Below are 20050 nucleotides of genomic sequence, written 5' to 3'. Positions count from 1 at the left end.
GTCTCTCTAAAAAACTAACCTTCGCGATCAAGAATTGTCGTCAACAGCTTGTCGGTCAGGTTAAGTTGATTTTCGAGCGGCGACGACTGGTCTGGCAGTAGTTCTGGTGTTTCCCAACACTCGAACTGCGCCATCGAAGGCGTGCAGCATCCCCTCGTGCGGATCGCTGTTTGTGCTGTGTTCGATTGGAACAAGGCTGTAGTCCTGGGTTATCAAGTCAAGCCGCGTGTCGTAAAGCTGGACTTTAGCGGTGTCGCGAAATGCTTCAATTGCAAGATGGCACCCTCTAATGAGTTTGCCAAATGGAGCTAGCTTGAGCAACTGAATGGCTGCGTCCGACTCAATTTCTGGAGTTCCAATAAATCCCAAGTATCGTATTTGCATTCCAACGGCCATATAACCCATTGCGTTATACACATCTCTGATCGGTGGTCGCTGAGCGCAGAGAAACATGTTTACTTTCAATGACATGGAGTGGGGGCTTGTAAACTTTCGGCAAATCGCGTTTACTTTCGCTTTTTGAGTGAACGTATTGGTCACCGAAACGACGCCCTGGACCCAGACGGAATTCGAGCAACTCGAGCTCGGCGATGCGCGCCTGAACAAGCGAGCGAGGCTTTTGATGCAACGATTGGCGGCCGACCCGATGGCCAGTGTCCCCAAGGCATGCCAGGGTTGGGGCGAGACGATGGCGGCGTACCGCTTCTTCGACAACGAGAACGTCGACTGGCACGCGATTCTCGAGCCCCATTGGCAGCACACGCAAAAGCGGATGGAAGCGCATCGTGTGGTGCTGTGCCTGCAAGACACCACGGAGCTGGACTTTAACGGTCAAGGCACGTTCGGACTCGGACCACTGAGCTATGAGGCCCAGCGCGGCATGTATCTGCATCCGACCTACGCGGTCACGCCGCAGCGCGAGCCCTTGGGTATTTTGGACGCGTGGATGTGGGCGCGCGAGAAGAAGGACGAATCGGGCAAGCGCGGCGGGCTGAAGGAAAGTCTGCGTTGGATCGAGGGGTATGAACGCATTGCCGAGATGGCACCGAGCCTGCCATCCACGCGCCTGGTGTACGTGGCGGACCGCGAAGCGGACCTGATGGCGCTCATGGAGCGCGCCCAAGCACTGGGTACGCCGGCCGACTGGCTGGTACGTGCCACGCATAACCGCTGCTTGCCGGAGGGAGACAAGCTGTGGGACCGCGCGACCCGTGGCGAATCCATCGGGCAGATCAGCTTCACAATGGCCTCGCGTCATGGTGTCAAGGCACGCACGGTGCGCCAGCACCTGTGGATGCAGCGCGTAGAGTTGCCCACAGGCCGAGGCAAGTGCGTGGCGGCCACCTGTCTGGTCGCGCGCGAGTTTGATGCGCCCGCGGGAGTCAAGCCGATCGAATGGCGCTTGCTGACCAACCGCGTGGCGACGACCTCGGAAGAGGCGATCGAATTGATCGACTGGTATCGAGCGCGCTGGGAAATTGAGATGTTGTTCAACATCTTGAAGAATGCTTGCCGCGTCGAGGCGCTTCAGCTCGGCTCGATCGAACAGCTCGAGCGCGCATTGGCGCTGTTCCTGGTAGTGGCTTGGCGCGTGGCCTATCTGATGCGGCTGGGACGCACTTGCCCCGATCTGGACGCGCATCTTTTCTTTGATCCAGACGAAATTCGCAGTGCCTACCTGTTCACGAAAGTACCCCGTCCGACCCAGCCCAAGCTCAATGAAGTATTGCGCCTGATCGCACGCCTGGGGGGATTCCTCGGACGCAAAAGCGACGGCGAACCCGGCGCGAAAACGATCTGGCTCGGACTCAGGGAAGTTCATATTGCCGCAAAAACACTGCGCCTATTACGCGAAGCCGACGGCGACGACACTTGTGTATAACGCGATGCATATAACCCCCACCCACGTATATTTGTCCAAGCTCGCTATAGCTTGATTTATGCTCATAACGTTCGACACGTGAGTACCAGCGACGCGTCGATCTTAGACGTTTAGAAGTAGCAACCCGCGGCCGCATTCGAGGTACTCGTTGTGACAGCTGTCTCCCCGTGTTTCGCGGCGACCGAGGCAATTGCCGCTACCTTGACCCGCTCCTGGAATTCGGGTATGCACCAGTAAGATAGAGGTGGTACTCCCTCTCCGCTTGAGTAATGAGTCCGGCGCACCTTGCGAACATCCATGCGGGAGCGCCGTCACTGTTGTACATACCGCGACATAGTCCTTTTATTCGGATCGTCGAACCGCCGATGGCATCGCCCGCGGCGGTGCGGGACGCCCACATATAAAGCACCCCAAATTCATGTGGACGACCTGTCTCAATATTTGTTTGGTCTGCGCGACGAATGTTTGTCGCTGAATGGCGCACAACGAATTCCAGTGTCCTTTGCCATGCGGTGTCGCATGCCGCACGATCCACACACTTTATTGACGCGTCATCGCGAGCTTCGTCCAAGGCGACGTCGTATCGCTGACTGGCGTATGGGGACCTGTCTGTCGTGCACGCACAGAGAAGCGCTACAGCAATCCACCATAAAAGTATTTGTTTCATGTTTTTCGGCTACTAGCTCGTCCCGTTGTCTCATTTGATTGAGCAGCTAGACCCTCCCCCCGTGTTAGCAATTCAACCGATGTATTCCTCTGCTTCGTCAAGTTTTCGAAGTACCTCGATCGAACACAAATTGCCCTTCTCGGATATGAACACGGATCTCATCCTTGGGACCGAATGCTCCTGCGAGGATGAGTTTGGCCAACGGATTTTCGATTTCTTGCTGGATCGCGCGCTTCAACGGCCGCGCGCCGAACACCGGGTCGTAACCCACCTTGCCGACCAACTCGAGCGCTGCGTCCGACACATCGAGCTGCATCTCCAGCTTCGCAAGCCGCTCATGCAGCCGCTGCAGCTGGATCTTCGCGATCGACTGGATGTTGCTGCGGTCGAGCGAATGGAACACCACGACGTCATCGATACGATTCAGGAACTCCGGCCGGAAGTGCAGCTTGACCTCTTCCCACACGGCATCCTTCACCGCTTCGTGCGGCTCGCCGACCATCGACTGGATCACGTGCGATCCAAGATTCGATGTCATCACGATCACCGTATTCTTGAAGTCCACGGTGCGCCCTTGCCCGTCGGTCATGCGACCGTCGTCGAGCACTTGCAGCAGCACGTTGAACACGTCCGGATGCGCCTTCTCGATTTCATCGAGCAAGATCACGCTGTACGGTTTGCGCCGCACGAGCTCGGTCAGATACCCGCCCTCTTCATAACCGACATAACCCGGCGGTGCGCCGATCAAACGGGCGACGCTGTGCTTCTCCATGAACTCGCTCATGTCGATACGAATCAGGTGATCCTCCGAATCGAACAGGAACGCGGCGAGCGCCTTGCACAACTCGGTCTTGCCCACGCCCGTCGGCCCGAGGAACAGGAACGAACCATACGGCCGGTTCGGGTCCGACAAACCGGCGCGTGAGCGGCGGATTGCATCGGCCACGGCGCCAATCGCTTCGTCCTGACCGATGACGCGTTCATGCAGCTTGGCTTCGATCTGCAGCAGCTTGTCACGCTCGCCCTGCATCATCCGCGACACAGGAATGCCGGTCGAACGCGACACGACTTCCGCGATCTCTTCAGCACCGACTTGCGTGCGCAACAGGCGCGGCCGCGTGGGATTGCTTTGCTCGGCGGTCTCGGCCTGCGTCACCTGCTTCAATTGCGCCTCGAGCCCGGGCAGCTTGCCGTACTGCAATTCGGCGACCTTCTCGAGCTTGCCTTCGCGCTGCAAACGCACGATATCCGCGCGCACTTTCTCGATCTCTTCCTTCAGCGTCGCGCTGCCCTGCACGGCGGCTTTTTCCGCCATCCAGATTTCCTCGAGGTCGGAATACTCGCGATCCAGCCGCTCGATTTCCTCTTCGATCAATTGCAAGCGCTTCTGCGATGCTTCGTCCTTCTCCTTCTTCACAGCTTCGCGCTCGATCTTCAACTGGATCAAACGACGGTCGAGCCGGTCCATCTCTTCAGGCTTCGAATCGATTTCCATCTTGATGCGCGACGCGGCTTCATCGATCAGGTCGATAGCCTTGTCCGGCAGGAAACGGTCCGTGATATAGCGATGCGACAACTCCGCCGCCGCGACGATCGCGGGATCGGTGATCTCCACGCCGTGATGCAGTTCGTACTTTTCCTGCAAGCCGCGCAGGATCGCAATGGTCGCTTCCACCGAAGGTTCGTCGACGAGCACCTTCTGGAAACGGCGTTCGAGCGCCGCGTCCTTTTCGATGTACTTGCGATATTCGTCAAGCGTGGTCGCACCGATGCAATGCAGCTCGCCGCGCGAGAGCGCCGGCTTGAGCATGTTGCCCGCGTCCATCGCGCCTTCGGCCTTGCCGGCGCCGACCATGGTATGGATTTCATCGATGAAGACGATGGTCTGCCCTTCGTCCTTCGCGATGTCGCTCAGCACGGCCTTGAGCCGCTCCTCAAACTCCCCGCGATACTTCGCGCCGGCCAGCAACGCGGCCATGTCGAGCGAAAGCACGCGCTTGCTCTTGAGCGATTCCGGCACTTCGCCGTTCACGATCCGTTGCGCAAGCCCTTCCACGATGGCGGTCTTGCCCACGCCCGGCTCGCCGATCAGCACCGGATTGTTCTTCGTCCGCCGTTGCAGGATCTGGATGGAACGGCGGATTTCGTCGTCACGCCCAATCACCGGATCGAGCTTCCCGGCGCGAGCGCGCTCGGTCAGGTCGACGGTGTATTTCTTGAGCGCGCCGCGCTGGCTTTCGGCATCCTGACTATGCACCTGGCCGCCGCCGCGCACGGTGTTGATCGCGGCTTCGAGCGCCTTGCGCGTCAAGCCATGCTGCTTGGCAAGACGGCCCGCGTCGCCTTTGTCATCGGCGACTGCGAGCAGGAACATCTCGCTCGCAATGAACGTATCGTTGAGCTTTTGCGCTTCTTTATCCGCGCTGTTCAGCAAGCCGGCAAGGTCGCGGCTGACCTGGACGTTGCCGTCCGTGCCCTGGACTTGCGGCAAACGCGTCATCGCGTCTTTCAACGCGGTTTCCAGCGCCTGAACCTGAACGCCCGCCTGCGAGAGCAGCGAGCGCGCCGAACCGTCCTGTTGCGCGATCAGCGCAGCAAGCAGATGAACCGGCTCGATGTATTGATTGTCGTTGCCGACGGCGAGACTCTGCGCGTCGGCCAGTGCTTCCTGAAACTTGGTCGTGAGCTTGTCGATTCTCATAGCGTCCATGCTCAAACGTTAAACTGCGTTGCTGGGTTCGAGTTCTACCCATAAAGCGCACAGCCAATTCCCTAAAATCCAAAAAAATAAAGCGACCTCGATCCAAACCTAAAGCATGGACGTTCGTAAAGTGCTTTGAGTCATCCTACGAAACTCGTCGTTGACTGGCAAACCGCCCCCCGTAAGAAAAGCCAGCGGTTTCTACTTCCAGTCTCGCTCACAGTCCATACGCAGACCTTTACCTGCCATGTATATTTTCTGCCATGTTGTGAAGCTCGAACGGCAGCTCGATCGTTTAGCTTTCCTTCACTTCCTTGAAGTCGGCATCGACAACGTCGTCGTGCTGCTCCGGCGCCGCCTGCGCGCCGGGACCGCCTGCTGCACCTGCCGCCGCGCCCGCCGCACCTTGCGCTGCAGCCATGTCGGCGTACATCTTTTCGCCAAGTTTCTGCGACGCTGTGGACAGCGTTTCGATCTTCGCGTCAATGCTGGCCTTGTCGCTCGCCGTGCTCTTGAGCGCTTCTTCAAGATCCTTCAACGCGGCTTCGATCTGTTCCTTCTCAGCCGCTTCGATCTTGTCGCCGTGTTCAGCCACAACCTTCTTCGTGCTGTGCACCAGCGCGTCGCCCTGATTGCGCGAGTCGGCCAACTCACGCAGACGATGATCTTCGTCAGCGTTCGCTTCAGCATCCTTCACCATCTTGTCGATCTCGGCGTCCGACAGACCCGAGTTTGCCTTGATGACGATCTTGTTTTCCTTGCCGGTCGCCTTGTCCTTCGCGCCGACGTGGAGAATGCCGTTCGCGTCGATGTCGAAGCTCACTTCGATCTGCGGCGTGCCGCGTGCTGCCGGCGGAATGCCTTCGAGGTTGAACTCGCCCAGCAGCTTGTTGCCTGCCGCCATCTCGCGCTCGCCCTGGAACACCTTGATGGTCACGGCGCTCTGGTTGTCGTCGGCGGTCGAATAGACTTGTGCGTGCTTCGTCGGGATGGTCGTGTTCTTGTTGATCATCTTCGTCATCACGCCGCCAAGGGTTTCAATACCCAGCGACAACGGCGTCACGTCCAACAGCAACACGTCCTTGCGATCGCCCGAGAGAACCTGGCCTTGGATCGCGGCGCCAACAGCCACGGCTTCGTCCGGGTTCACGTCACGACGCGGTTCCTTGCCGAAGAATTCCTTGACCTTGTCCTGCACCTTCGGCATACGCGTCATACCGCCGACCAGAATGATGTCGTCGATATCGCCGACCTTCACGCCTGCGTCCTTGATAGCGACACGGCACGGTTCCATGGTGCGCTCGATCAGGTCTTCAACCAGCGACTCCAGCTTCGACCGGGTTATCTTCAGATTCAAGTGCTTCGGACCTGAAGCATTCGCCGTGATGTACGGCAGGTTGATTTCAGTCTGGGTAGTTGACGACAACTCGATCTTCGCCTTTTCCGCCGCTTCTTTCAGGCGTTGTAGCGCGAGTACGTCCTTCGACAGATCGACGCCTTGTTCCTTCTTGAACTCGCCAATGATGTATTCGATGATGCGCTGGTCGAAGTCTTCACCGCCCAGGAACGTGTCACCATTCGTGGAAAGTACTTCAAACTGCTTTTCTTTGTCGATATCTGCAATCTCGATGATTGATACGTCGAACGTGCCTCCACCTAGGTCGTACACCGCGATTTTGCGGTCGCCCTTTTGGTTCTTGTCCAGGCCAAACGCCAGTGCGGCTGCGGTCGGTTCGTTGATGATGCGCTTCACTTCAAGACCCGCGATATGGCCGGCGTCTTTCGTGGCCTGACGCTGGCTGTCGTTGAAGTAAGCAGGAACAGTGATCACGGCTTCCGTCACTTCTTCGCCGAGATAGTCTTCGGCGGTCTTCTTCATCTTGCGCAGCACTTCGGCCGAGATTTGCGGCGGTGCGAGTTTTTTGCTACGGACTTCGACCCAGGCGTCGCCGTTATCGGCGCGCACGATCTTGTAGGGCATCAAAGCGATGTCCTTTTGCACTTCCTTTTCGTCAAACCGGCGTCCGATCAGCCGTTTGATGGCGTAGAGCGTGTTCTGCGGATTCGTGACCGACTGGCGCTTCGCTGGCGCGCCGACAAGAATCTCGTTGTCGTCAACATATGCAATGATCGATGGCGTTGTACGCGTGCCTTCCGCGTTCTCGATCACCTTGACGGTGTTGCCTTCCATGATCGCGACGCACGAGTTCGTCGTGCCCAGATCGATACCAATGATCTTGCCCATGTTAATCACTCTCCTGACTTTGATTGTGGCGCGTCCTGCATCGGACTTCACCGTGCTTTCTCATTGAACTTCAAACGGTCGCTTAATATTCAACCCTGTACGCCAAGTTTGAGCGTTCGCGTCTTGCCCGATTGCGAACACTGATGCGCCTCTACATAGTTCCTGTTCATTTGGAAACATTCTCACAAAATCTGCCTGTAACAAGCGCCATGTCGGCAAAGAGCAGCCGCCTTTCACACCTTGCGATGTCTGAGATGAAATCAGACTTTCCAAGGAAGAGCTTCAAGTTGGGGCGGTGACCGTAACAAGCGCCGGACGCAGCACGCGCCCTGCTATCACGTAGCCTTTTTGCAGCACCTTCACTACCGTGTTAGCTTTTTGATCTGCCGGCACGACCGAAACCGCTTGATGTATATGGGGATCAAACTTTTCGCCGACAGGATTCACTTCGACAATACGGCCCTTTTCTAATGCGCTAATCAACTGCCGCAGAGTGATTTCAAGTCCCTCGCGGACCTTCTCAAAGTCACCGGATGAATGAGCAAGCGCTGCCTCCAAGCTATCGAGTACGGGCAGCAAGTTCTCAGCGAAGCTTTCAATGGCGAATTTGCGTGCCTTCTGCACATCTTCCCGGGCCCTGCGTCGCACATTTTCCGTCTCGGCTTTAGCGAGTAAAAACTCATCTTGCAATGACGCGACCTCGGCCTGTGCTTCCAGAAGTAGCGCGGTAGAGTCGGGGAGGTCGCGGGCTTGAGGTGCGCCGATCGCGCTTGGCCCGTCCGACTGCCGTACAACGTGAGTGTCGGTGGCGGAACTGCTCACCGGAGACTGAGAATCGAACTTTTCTGGCATGGTTTCCACATCATTCGGGACTTTGCTTCGATGAAATCGAGCCGGATAGCCAACACTCCTATCTTAGTTGTGATCGTCCACTGCACGGGAGATCGGAAACTACTCAGTCAAAGGTGTCTAACCCTCTTTCGTAGTCCGCGAGTTGAGAGAGGATCTATATCCCTCCTGCTTTATCGCCGGAAAGTGCGCAGTCCCTTTCGATCAAGCCGCAAGTCTTCATGAGTAGATTCCGACTCTAGCGGCTGTAGCACTTCATCTCTACGCTTACCAATTCGCGCAACGGCATGGCGGCGTGTATGCAACAAGCTGACGACAGTGATTTAACAGCTTGTATAAACCTCGCGGGTTGCTCCGGCGAGCAGGCAGATTAGCTAATCTTTTTTAACAGGACCCCGGTATGTTGCGAAGTGTAGAAGATCTTAAATCCTGCAGAGTTATTTGCCCGGATGGCAATTTCGGCGAGGTGAAGCATATCTATTTCGATGACGAAACTTGGGGAATCCGCTTTATCGTTATTGAGGCCACAGGATGGAACGACTGGCAGGAAGTATGGGTATCGCCTCTTTCTATTGGGGGGGGTCGATTTCGAGGCAGGCGTTGTCACATTCAATCTGACACAGCGGCAGATGAAGGAAAGCCCTCCCATCGATACCGGAAGACCAGTCTCCCGCCTTCAGGAAACCAGGCTCTTCAACTATTACGGATGCAGACCATATTGGACCGCCAGAGCGACACCGACCTATATGTCTTGCTTTGCGTCTCAGGACTCGCGGCCGGGACTCGAATCGTTGCAATTGCGTCCAACGCTTCACGTTAAAGGCTCACGAGAGAACATACATTTGCTGAGCGGGCGGCAGGTGGAAAGCTTTTCCGTGTCAACCACTGACGGCATCATTGGGCACGTAGCTGACGTTGTGTTCGACGATGAGGCATGGGTGGTGCGCTACTTGACTGTCGATACGCGAGACTGGTGGAACAGCCCAAGAGAAGTATTAGTCTCGACCGATTGGGTCGAGAGTGTCGACTCGGACCGCTCTACCGTTTTAACGTCGCTTACTCGAGACGCCGTTGAGCATTGTCCAGCGTACGTGGACGCACTTCCTCTGAACCGCATGTATGAGACTCAGCTCCATAATTTCTAAGGTCGAGAAGCATACTGGACTCGATAGTCGTCGTGGTCGTTAGGTGCTTCCTATTGCCGTCAAGGCATAAGTACACAAATCCGCTATCCACAATCTGTGAGCCATCGAATGAAAAAAACCTACCCAACCCGCTCAGCCGAGGCCCTGTTCGCGCCCATGCGTGCAGGTGCCTTCGAACTCGCCAATCGCGTCGTCATGGCGCCCCTTACGCGAAACCGAGCCGGCACAGGCTTGGTGCCAGGTCCGTTTGCTCTCGAGTATTACGTCCAACGCGCCACGGCAGGCCTGATCATCGCAGAAGCAACCCAGATATCGGCACAGGCGCAGGGCTACGCGGGTACGCCCGGATGTTATACGGACGATCAAGTACGAGGTTGGAAGAAAATTACTGACGCCGTGCATGCGAAAGGCGGAAAAATCGTTGTTCAGTTGTGGCATACGGGGCGTGTCTCTCACACTAGCTTCCAGCCAGACGGGCAGGCGCCCGTAGGCCCTTCAGCGATTAGGGCGAAAACCAAAACTTTCTTGGCTAAAGAGGGCTTTGTCGATGTGTCGATGCCGCGCGCTCTCCGGTTAGAGGAGATCGCGGGCATCATCGAGGATTTCCGTCACGCCTCCATGCGAGCCGTCGAGGCCGGATTCGATGGAGTTGAACTGCATGGAGCCCACGGCTACCTGCTTGACGCTTTTCTGCGCGATGGCACCAATCACCGGACCGACGCATATGGTGGCTCCATAGAGAACCGCTCGAAACTCCTTCTCGAAGTTACTAGGGTTTGCGCTGACGCCATTGGCGCAGACCGCCTCGGGGTTCGGCTATCCCCTGTTTCGACCGCCGGCGATTCACGGGACAGTGACCCGCAGGCGCTCTTTGAGCATGTCGTAGGAGCCCTCAATCCCCTTCGTTTGGCGTATGTGCACATTGTGGAGGGCGAGACTGGGGGCGCCAGGGACAGTATTGCGTTTGATTATGGCGCCCTGCATGACTGCTTTGACGGCGTCTGGATGGTCAACAACGGCTATGACCGACAGATGGCGATCGATGCGGTGGCGAGCGGCCGCGCTGATTTGGTTTCGTTCGGACGGTTATTTATGGCCAATCCCGATCTCGTGAAGCGGCTTAGAGTGAATGGTCCGCTTAACGACCTGATGGGGCCGGAAACATTCTATGGTGGTGGCGCCCACGGTTATATCGACTACCCCACGCTTGAAGATAGCGGCGCCGCGATAGCGCTTGCGTGAAAAGCCTTGGCTCGAATACGACCCAAGGATATGAACAGCCGTCACCGGTCGCGGTGCCATCCCCTACATCGGAAGGGACAGGCCGGTATTTGTTTTCCGAGCGTGCCCTTGCATGGTGGTGCCTCATGCATTCAGGGCGTCATGAGTTCTGTATCAAATTAGGAGAATCATCGTGTCTGACGATAAACAATTGAAACAAGCTGTGCTTGACGGACTGAAGTGGGAACCGAGCGTAAACGCTGCTCACATCGGCGTAACTGCGAAAGCTGGTGTCGTGACTCTCTTGGGTCATGTAGATAGCTATGCGGAGAAATTTGCAGCGGAGAAAGTTACGCGCCGGCTTAAGGACGTCAAGGCAGTCGCCGAGGAACTTGAGGTTCGTTTGCCCTTCAACGTAAAACATGGCGACGAAGAAATTGCTTCCGCGGCGGTAAGTCGTATGAAATGGGACACAGCGATCCCCAGCGACGCGGTTAAGGCTAAAGTGGAAGAAGGCTGGGTTACTCTCACCGGCGAAGTCGATTGGCATTATCAGCAAGACGCCGCGGCGTACGATGTACGCGGACTATGGGGTGTAGTCGGCGTCTCAAACGAGATCACCATCAAGCCGCGGCCAAATACGTCAGAAATCAGAGACGATATTATCGTCGCACTGGACAGGTCGTGGTTTGATCCCGCGACGATCAACGTCACCGCACAGGGTGGAAAAGTGACGTTGACTGGGAACGTAAAGTCCTGGTGTGAGCGGGACGAGGCAACCGCCGCCGCTTGGGCCGCAGCTGGCACGACTAATGTCGAGAACGACATCGCCGTGATCTGACTAGTCCCGCGCCTGCCGACCGACGCACTGGCTCGGCGGGTCAATGGACCACAGCGGCACGCGGAGTTGACTAAATTAGCCTAATAGTCAAATGAAAGAGAAGACTATCTACAGGACCGACCCAGAAGGCATCAGAAACCAATTCGCCATCTACGATACGGACAGCGCTGGGACGATCTGGCTTCCTGTCGCCTTTGCATTTGCCGATCGGTCTCATCGGCGTTCGCGCGGTTGTAATGAGACTGCGCTGCGTAGCACGCCGGTTGCGGCGGCGAGATCGCCCGGCGCGACAATGCGGACATCCATCGCCGGTTTCCCAATACGGATGTCTAGATCCCTAAAGGACTTCACTATGCGCTCGATCATCTCCGACTTTGCATCAGGCGTCAGTGCGAAACTGTCGATCGCAAAGGCCAACTCGTACTCCAGTAGAGAATCCGTGAAGGCGCATGCATAGGCCTGAGGTGTCGTGCCGTGAGCGATGTCCATGCTACCGGTAGCCGCCGCTATTAAAGTCTCGATCACATGCGAAGGCGCTACAGCCAGATCGACCTTCAGCCTAATGATGCAGCGGTGAGGACCTTTTGGACGGCTGTGATTTGTCACGATAGACTTCGAGATGAAGCTATTCGGTATGACGACAGTGTCATGTGACCACGTCTTAAGGCGGGTGGCCCGCCAATTGACCTGCATGACCTGACCAGAAACCAGGTCGGCGAGGGTAATCCAGTCTCCTGCTCCAAACGGACGCTCGATGTTTATCGCGAGACCGGAAAGCACGTCGCCCAAGGTGTTTTGCAGTGCGAGGCCAAGGACAATTGCCAGAACGCCAGAAGTGGCCAGGAAGGTTGAGACCGGTTCTTTGAACACAGTGCCGACGATGCCGACGAAGGCAAGGGCATAGATGAGACCCGATGCAAGGTCCGCGAACAGGCGTCGCGCGTGAGGCTCGTCATTATCAGGGAAAAACGTTCGGAGCAGCACTAGATCAAGCAGGCTTTTGAACAGCCACGCTCCCAGAATCCACCACACGATCCCGAACAATTCGCGTGGCAGGCGCAGCCCACCTTCCGTCGTCCCGAAGAGAAATTGTCCTAGCAGCCTGTCGGGCTTTCTCGGGCATTCCAGCATGAAATATGAGAAAATTATATTCGTATAACTAAGCGAGTTTTGTCATGTCTCACTTCATCGTCACCGACCGCAACACCGACTATCTGCTGCCCCCGTCACTGGACGACTGGTTGAACGAAGGTCACCTGGCGCGGTTCGTGGTCGAGGTGGTCGATCAACTGGATCTGTCGAACCTGACCCGTCAGTACGCGGGACGAGGCTCGAAGGCGCATCATCCGGCCACCCTGCTGGCGATCCTGGTGTATGGCTATGCCACGGGCGTGTTCTCCAGCCGCAGGCTTGAACGAGCGACCTATGATTCGGTTGCCTTTCGCTATATCGCCGCCGGCAGCCATCCTGACCATGACACGCTGGCCACCTTCCGCCGGCGCTTTCTCGGCGAACTGGAAGGCTTGTTTGTGCAGGTGCTGGAACTGGCCCAGGAAATGAAACTGCTCAAGCTAGGCACGCTCTGTCTTGACGGCACCAAGCTTCATGCCAACGCCTCGCGCCACAGTGCACTCTCGCACGGGCACATTGAGAAGCTGGAGGTCCAGCTCAAAGCCGAAGTTCAGGAACTGTTGGCCCTGGCCGAGCAGGCGGATCAGGCCGATATTCCGGACGGGGTCAGTCTGCCGGAGGAGATCAAGCGGCGGGAAGATCGGTTGGCGGTGATGGCCGCCGCCAAGCTTAAGATTGCCGCGCGGGCTGAAGAACGCTATCAGCGGGAGAAGGCGGAGCACGACGAGAAGATGGCCCGTCGCGCGGCCAAGGAGAAGGACAGCGGCAAGAAGCCGGCGGGCAAGCTGCCCCAGGCACCGGAACCCGGGCCGAAGGATAGCGACCAGATCAATCTCACCGACGAAGAATCCCGCATCATGCCAGTGGCTGGTGGTGGCTTCGAGCAAGCGTACAACGCCCAGGCGGCAGTGGATGCCGCTACGATGCTGGTGGTGGCGACGCGGGTAACGCAGGCGCCCAACGACAAGGAACAGGTTAGCCCGATGCTGGAGACACTCAGGGCGCAGCAGATGCTGGGCGCAGTCGAGTGCCTGATTGCTGACACCGGCTTCTCCAGCGAGAAGAATCACCAGGCCTGTGAGGCAGCCCGGGTCGAGCCCCTGATCGCGCTGGCTCGGGACGAACACCATCCGGGTTGGCGGGAGCGCCACAGCGAGCCGGGACCGTTGCCCGACACGGCCACCCCGATGCAAAGCATGGCGCATCGCCTGAAGACAAAAGCCGGGCGTGCCCTGTATGCCTTGCGCAAGCAGACGGTCGAACCCGTCTTCGGCATCATCAAGTCGGTGATGGGCTTTCGGCAGTTCTCTCTGCGCGGTCTGAAAAAGGTCAATGGCGAATGGAGTCTGGTTTGCCTGGCCTGGAATGTGAAGCGCATGGCCAAATTACATCAAGAATTTGGATAACTAAGGAAATAACGGGGAATCCCGTCAAAATTTCACCTTTCCTGCTGTTTTTTAAGCACGTCGACCATTGGGTGGCACTTTTCCTGTTCAACTCCGACACGCTGCTAGAGGATTACCTGTCCGCGGAAATACTGCGGTAATCAGCAGTAGCACACCACCGCCGCCAAACAGTGGGTGGGAAGGTCGAAGGTATGGCAGTGCACGAAGCAACAGAAGCACGGCCGCAGTCGATAGGAGGCAAATCTCTGTCAAACCAATCATCTTGCTTTAGTCCCCTGCCCCGGAGTGCCGTTTCGTCCTCGGCGTCGGCGCGTCAATTGATGTGATTCGAAGAGCCGTCCCAAGTACGGGAGCGGCAGCGCCGTTGAAGCTGCCTGCACTGAGACCCGCTCGATCCCGGTTCACCTTGTAGACGGGATAGTTCGTTTGTTTGAAGATGCCCATCTCTACCACTTGGCACAGAAAGTCAATACAGTCATGCCGTGCGAGATCGGCGACGAGCAAGAACTGACGCTCCTCTCAAAGAAACTCATGGCAAGCTCTAGACGTCGCTCATGTGAATGCTTGCGCAAACGCAGCCTCCCCCGCGCGAATTGGCTTCAGCGTCGGGGGACGACCTCCCTGACGGTCGCGAAGAAGATCGCTGCATCGAAGTGCAAAAGCGAAGTCTCGCGGGAGCTGCCCAATCGGGAAACGCCAGCCGGCCGGTGCAGAACAAGAGCCGGCGACGTACTGACTGACCTCGCCGAGCAGGTTCTCAAGCGACGACAGCAATAGAGCCGCAGCCAATCATTTCGCGGCGCTCAGCCGATTATGGGCTTTGCCACGAACCTGCGGCAGGCTCGGAAACTACTCAGGTTCGCGGATTCGAATGCAGGGGCGACTAACGGCCGATTGAGCTATGTCGATAAATTACTGAGAGGAGGTACGGTCGGAAGCTGTGGACGCCAACGGGTTATGCAGGAATTTAATTCGAATGAAATGGCTGTGCGAAAGGTCGGAATCTATTTCGTGCATTGGCGTGAGACTGCACCGGTCCAAGCGTCAATATCAACTTGCCGAGAGGGAGACGGCATGGCGGTAAGTGTGCTAAATGGTCAGAGAGCATCCGACGGTGGGCCAGCTCGATGAATTTGCGCCATGCGACGAACCGTGGCTACGAGTTGTTCGCGATAGAGTGAAGCGCGTTTCACATGCGCCTTCAGTGTGAAGAGTTGCTGAATCGACCCGAAGCACGGGAGGAGTTTTTGTGTGCGTTGCGGGTCGCTCCCACTGCGGTGCGCCTCTCGATCGGGTTATCGCATTCCCTTCCAGGGCACGGGTGCGTCGCGAGGGCTGCCCGACCGATCTATGGAATATTTGGAATGCGATACCATCTTTTTTTCAAGGTGTGTGGCCACGCGGCGACCTTCGGCCGCCGCGTCCATGGGGCGCCTTTAGTTTGGCTGCATCAATTTTTTCATCTCTTCCAAGCTTTGCGTGGCCCGCTGCGTGATGATATCCATCGCATCGGTCTGCGATTTGCGTGCCATTTCCGCTAGGCTTTTCGTATCGGCCAGCGCTTTCTGGTAGCCGCCGCGCACTAACTCAGTCTGCTTCGCGAGGTTCGCCCCAACGGACCCGCCAGCGGCCAAGGCTTTAGCAGACTCCTGAATCTCTTGCATGGCCCGGGTCAGGATCTCTGTTTGCCGACGTGCGAGCGCTTGCATCGCCTCATAGGTGGCCTTGTTGGCCTCAACGAGGGCCTCCATATCCTTGCGACGCGACTCGATGATCTGCGCCATGTCGAGGCCCGGGACCTTGAACTGCTGGATCAGCTTGGTTACGTCGGCGAATGGGGTGGTGGTTTCAGTTGCCATGATCGTCTCTCGGTAAGTAGGTTCGTTGCGGTTTTACAGGCAGGAGGCATGCTATGGCCGCCCGGTTTGTTGCGGCGGACGCGAGTGCCGGTCAAAGCGTTCGCATCCGTCACTAGGTCTCGCGGGCCTGGTTCGAAGTAGGCATAACCAGCGCGTCTCCGTCGATCACCACCTTGTTGGCCACGCGGCAGACGGTGGTGAGCGTTACGCGCCGCTTCTCAGCTAACATTTCCTTGACGGTTACAGTGGCATGGACGGTGTCACCGGGCTTCACCGCCGCTGTGAAACGCAGATTCTGGCTCAGGTAGATCGTCCCCGGGCCGGGCAGCCGACCGGCGATCGCAGCTGAGATCACGCTGGCGGTCAGCATACCGTGAGCAATTCGGCCTTTAAACCGGGTCGTTTGAGCGAACTCCTCATTGATATGCACGGCGTTGTTGTCGCCGGACACGGCGGCGAATAACACGATGTCTGCCTCAGTGATCGTCTTTGCAAATGTGGCGCTCATGCCCGGTTTCAAATCTTCGTAGTCGTAGCCGTTGAGTTCGTTCATCACCTTACACCTATTGGTTCGGCCTGCTTAGAACAGTGATTCTTCCAACGCGAGAACCGAGCTGGCGCCGTTGACGATGGCCTGGCGATAGGCTTGCGCCTCAGGCAACACATGCTCGGCATAAAAGCGCGCGGTGACCAACTTCGCCCGGTGGAAGTCGGCGTCGGCCGTCGAAAGTCTGGTTGTGGCGACCAAGGCAGCGCGCGCCATGAGCCATCCTCCCATCACGGTGCCGCATAACTTGAGGTAAGGCACCGCTCCGGCCGCCGCGCTGGCTGGATTGCGATCGTAGTTCGCGAGCAGCCATTCGGTTGCCTGCTCCAGCGCCAATGTTCCGCCTTGCAGCGATTCACCGATGACTTGGAGCTCTTTGTCCCCCGCAGCGTCGAGAGCAGCCAAGGTGGCGTTCATCTCATCCAGCAGAATTTTCACCGCGGCTCCTTTATCGCGAGCCACCTTCCGTCCGATGAGGTCATTTGCCTGGATTCCGGTCGTACCCTCGTAGATGGTGGTGATGCGTGCATCGCGCATGTGCTGGCAAGCGCCCGTCTCTTCGATGAAGCCAACACCGCCGTGCACCTGAATGCCAGTGGAAGTAATGTCGATGGCATTTTCAGTACACCACCCTTTGACAACGGGCGTCAGCAGATCCGTGATGGTTTGGCGCTTCCTGCGCTCGACTGCGTCTGGATGCGAGTGCGCCTTGTCCATCTGAGCAGCGGTGAAATAAGCGAGCGCCCGCATGGCTTCTATACGCGCCTTCATGTTCATCAACATGCGCCGTACGTCGGGGTGGCGGATGATCGCGACGGGAGCGCCGCCTGGAGAGCCGATGGGACTGCTCTGCACGCGCTCACGCGCATACCCCAAGGCCTGCTGGTAAGCGCGCTCGGAGATGGCTACGCCTTCGAGTCCGACGTTGAGGCGAGCGTGGTTCATCATGGTGAACATGCACGCGAGGCCACGATTTGCTTCGCCCACCAGGTAGCCGATCGCGCCTTCGTTTTCGCCGAAGGCCATGACCGCGGTCGGACTGCCATGGATACCCATCTTGTGCTCGATTGAAGCGCAAATGAGATCGTTGCGCTCGCCCAGACTACCGTCGGCGTTCACCAGGAACTTGGGTACGACAAACAACGAGATCCCCTTCGTGCCTTCCGGTGCGTCTGGCAGGCGTGCGAGGACCATGTGGACGATGTTCTCCGCCATATCATGCTCGCCCCACGTGATGAAGATCTTGGTGCCTGAGATGCGGTAGTGATCCCCCTCGGGCTGCGCCTTGGAGCGAACCGCGGACAGATCCGAGCCCGCCTGCGACTCAGTGAGGTTCATGGTTCCGGTCCATTCGCCCGACACCATCTTCGGCAAGTACAGTTGCTTGTCCTGTTCACGCCCGTGGTGCGCGATAGCTGCAACTGCACCGAGGGTCAGCATCTGGCACAAGGAAAAAGCCATGTTGGACGCCTTCCACATCTCAAGCACCGCAGTGGACACCAGTGAAGGCAAGCCCTGACCGCCGAAGTCGGGACTTGCCGGCATGGCGTTCCAGCCGCTTTCGATGAACTTGCTGTAGGCGGCCTTGAACCCGTCGGCGGTCGTGACTTCTCCATCCTTGCATTGGCAGCCTTGGCGGTCGCCCTGAGCATTGATAGGGGCAAGCACTTCGGACGCAAATTTCGCCGCCTCGTCGAGGATCGCTTCCACGAGGTCCGGCGTTACCTCGTCATTGCCTGGCAGCGCTGCGATCTCAGCAAGGCCTGCCAGGTCGCTCATCGCGAACAGCATGTCGCGTGTCGGTGCTACGTACGTCGTCATCGTTGTGTCCTTCGGTCCGGGCCTACCCGGTTTCAGTCAATAAGCCGGAAAGTTCCGGCAATGCCACGAACAAATCAGCCACCAGGCCGTAATCCGCTACCTGGAAGATCGGTGCATCAGCATCTTTGTTGATGGCGACGATTACCTTGGAATCCTTCATGCCGGCCAAATGCTGGATCGCGCCCGATATACCGACGGCGATGTACAGATCAGGTGCCACGATTTTGCCGGTCTGGCCAACCTGATAGTCGTTTGGTACGAAGCCGGCATCCACGGCTGCGCGCGAAGCACCGAGCGCGGCGCCGAGTTTGTCGGCCAGGGGATCGAGCAGCCTGTGGTAGTTCTCCCCATTTCCCAGTCCTCGACCGCCGGAGACGATGATCTTGGCGTCACCAAGTTCAGGGCGCTCCGACTTCGTGAGGTCGCGCCCTGTCAGTTTTGACAGAGCGAAATCGGCACCCGCTGGCAAAGTTTCGACCACCGCGGACCCGCCTGGGCGAGCCGCGTCGAACCCAGTGCTGCGAACCGTGATTACTTTCACGGCGTCACGGGATTTGACGGTGGCAAGCGCATTGCCCGCGTAGATCGGGCGTATAAAAGTGTCGCTCGACACCACGGCGACTATGTCGGAGATTTGCGCTACATCCAGCAGTGCTGCAACGCGCGGCAGCACGTTCTTTCCGAAGGTGGTCGCCGGCGCCACGATGTGGCTGTATCCGCCAGCATGGGCGACAACCAGCGCGGCGACGTTCTCGGCGGACTGGTCGGCATAGTGCGGCGCATCCGCAACGCGCACCCTCACGACCCCGTCGATCTTGGCAACCGCCCGCGCTGCCGCATCGCAACCGTGGCCCGCAACCAGCACGTCGATATCGCCGCCGATCTCCTTCGCAGCAGCGATGGTATTCAGCGTCGCACTCTTGATCGACATGTGGTCGTGCTCCGCAATTACGAGAATCGCCATTCAGATCACCTTCGCTTCGTTCTTGAGCTTATCGATAAGCTGCTTTACGTCCGCCACGCGGATGCCGGCAGTGCGCTTGGACGGCTCCGCCACTGCGAGGGTCTCCAGTCGCGGCGTGACGTCCACGCCAAGCGTTTCGGGCGCAATTGTCTCGAGCGGCTTTTTCTTCGCTTTCATGATGTTGGGCAGCGTCACGTAGCGCGGCTCGTTCAGCCGCAAATCGGTGGTGATGACGGCAGGAAGCCGAAGCTCTAACGTCTCTAGTCCGCCATCGACCTCGCGCGTGACGGTGGCCGTGTTGTCTTTGACGAACACCTTGGACGCGAAGGTGGCTTGAGGCCAGCCCATGAGCGCAGCGAGCATCTGGCCGGTCTGGTTGGCATCGTCATCAATGGCTTGCTTGCCGCAAAAGACAATCTGTGGCTGCTCTTTCTCTACCATCGCCTTAAGGAGTTTGGCGACCGCCAGCGGTTGAAGTTCGACATCGCTTTCAACCAAAATCGCTCGGTCAGCGCCAATCGCTAAGGCAGTGCGCAGCGTCTCCTGACACTTGGACGTGCCGCACGACACCGCTACCACGTCTGTCGCAATGTCGGCCTCCTTGAGTCGTACCGCCTCTTCCACCGCAATTTCGTCGAACGGGTTCATCGACATCTTGACGTTGGCCAAGTCGACACCGCGCCCATCCGGGCTGACGCGAACCTTGACGTTGTAGTCAAGCACGCGTTTCACGCTAACCAGTATCTTCATAGTCCGCTCACTGCTTGTGTG

Annotated in this window: 14 protein-coding genes and 1 pseudogene; 5 read left to right on the top strand and 10 right to left on the bottom strand. The window is 57.7% G+C overall.

All coding sequences use genetic code 11. The features are described from left to right. Positions 1–60 precede the first annotated feature (60 nt). Positions 61–540 (bottom strand): hypothetical protein, encoded by a 480-nt coding sequence (locus AX768_RS20590; protein ID WP_231941438.1) that lies wholly within the window; start codon positions 538–540, stop codon positions 61–63. On the opposite strand from AX768_RS20590, the gene AX768_RS20585 reads away from it, so the two are divergent. After that, a complete protein-coding gene (locus tag AX768_RS20585; protein ID WP_062000703.1) occupies positions 533–1882 on the top strand; it encodes an IS4 family transposase in 1350 nt (449 codons plus the stop codon). The two genes, AX768_RS20590 and AX768_RS20585, sit on opposite strands and share 8 nt — an antisense overlap. A gap of 764 nt (positions 1883–2646) precedes the next feature. Here the strand turns inward: AX768_RS20585 and clpB are convergent. The 3 genes and pseudogenes from clpB to grpE form a co-directional block, all read right to left on the bottom strand. After that, the gene (gene clpB / locus AX768_RS20580; RefSeq protein ID WP_062001883.1) at positions 2647–5250 is read right to left on the bottom strand and encodes an ATP-dependent chaperone ClpB; all 2604 of its coding nucleotides are present in this window, start codon (positions 5248–5250) and stop codon (positions 2647–2649) included. A 295-nt stretch (positions 5251–5545) separates the two neighbouring features. Continuing rightward, positions 5546–7495 (bottom strand): molecular chaperone DnaK, encoded by a 1950-nt coding sequence (gene dnaK / locus AX768_RS20575; protein ID WP_062001882.1) that lies wholly within the window; start codon positions 7493–7495, stop codon positions 5546–5548. A gap of 282 nt (positions 7496–7777) precedes the next feature. Then, a pseudogene (grpE, locus tag AX768_RS20570) lies at positions 7778–8263 on the bottom strand (nucleotide exchange factor GrpE); the annotation flags it as partial. 566 nt (positions 8264–8829) lie between these two features. On the opposite strand from grpE, the gene AX768_RS34490 reads away from it, so the two are divergent. From AX768_RS34490 to AX768_RS20555, 3 genes are all read left to right on the top strand, one after another. Then, positions 8830–9489 carry a PRC-barrel domain-containing protein gene (locus AX768_RS34490; protein WP_082778966.1) on the top strand — a complete coding sequence of 220 codons (660 nt, stop codon included), beginning with the start codon at positions 8830–8832 and terminating at the stop codon, positions 9487–9489. Between the two features lie 108 nt (positions 9490–9597). Then, entirely contained in the window at positions 9598–10731 is a 1134-nt protein-coding gene (locus AX768_RS20560) for an alkene reductase (RefSeq protein ID WP_062001880.1), read from the top strand. Between the two features lie 172 nt (positions 10732–10903). After that, positions 10904–11551, top strand: coding sequence for a BON domain-containing protein (locus AX768_RS20555; protein WP_062001879.1), 648 nt, complete (start codon positions 10904–10906; stop codon positions 11549–11551). Positions 11552–11764: 213 nt separating this feature from the next. Here the strand turns inward: AX768_RS20555 and AX768_RS20550 are convergent, their stop codons facing one another. After that, positions 11765–12682, bottom strand: a complete 918-nt coding sequence (locus AX768_RS20550) for a mechanosensitive ion channel family protein (protein WP_062001878.1) — start codon at positions 12680–12682, stop codon at positions 11765–11767. Positions 12683–12726: 44 nt separating this feature from the next. Here AX768_RS20550 and AX768_RS20545 point away from each other — a divergent pair, with 44 nt between their 5' ends. After that, on the top strand, positions 12727–14088 hold the full coding sequence (locus AX768_RS20545; RefSeq protein WP_062001877.1) for an IS1182 family transposase: 1362 nt from the start codon (positions 12727–12729) through the stop codon (positions 14086–14088). Between the two features lie 1436 nt (positions 14089–15524). On the opposite strand, the gene AX768_RS20535 is transcribed toward AX768_RS20545, so the two are convergent. From AX768_RS20535 to AX768_RS20515, 5 genes are all read right to left on the bottom strand, one after another. Continuing rightward, positions 15525–15947: a phasin family protein gene (locus tag AX768_RS20535; protein ID WP_062001875.1), complete on the bottom strand. Its 423-nt coding sequence runs from the start codon at positions 15945–15947 to the stop codon at positions 15525–15527. Between the two features lie 112 nt (positions 15948–16059). After that, positions 16060–16500, bottom strand: coding sequence for a MaoC family dehydratase (locus AX768_RS20530; protein WP_062001874.1), 441 nt, complete (start codon positions 16498–16500; stop codon positions 16060–16062). A gap of 27 nt (positions 16501–16527) precedes the next feature. Next, positions 16528–18315, bottom strand: a complete 1788-nt coding sequence (locus AX768_RS20525) for an acyl-CoA dehydrogenase (protein WP_062001873.1) — start codon at positions 18313–18315, stop codon at positions 16528–16530. Between the two features lie 22 nt (positions 18316–18337). Continuing rightward, positions 18338–19279 (bottom strand): electron transfer flavoprotein subunit alpha/FixB family protein, encoded by a 942-nt coding sequence (locus tag AX768_RS20520; RefSeq protein ID WP_062001872.1) that lies wholly within the window; start codon positions 19277–19279, stop codon positions 18338–18340. Then, entirely contained in the window at positions 19280–20029 is a 750-nt protein-coding gene (locus tag AX768_RS20515) for an electron transfer flavoprotein subunit beta/FixA family protein (protein ID WP_062001871.1), read from the bottom strand. Positions 20030–20050: the final 21 nt, after the last annotated feature.

The sequence above is a fragment of the Burkholderia sp. PAMC 28687 genome (assembly GCF_001577465.1).
GTDB lineage: Bacteria > Pseudomonadota > Gammaproteobacteria > Burkholderiales > Burkholderiaceae > Caballeronia.
This window is presented reverse-complemented; position numbering and strand designations above follow the sequence as displayed.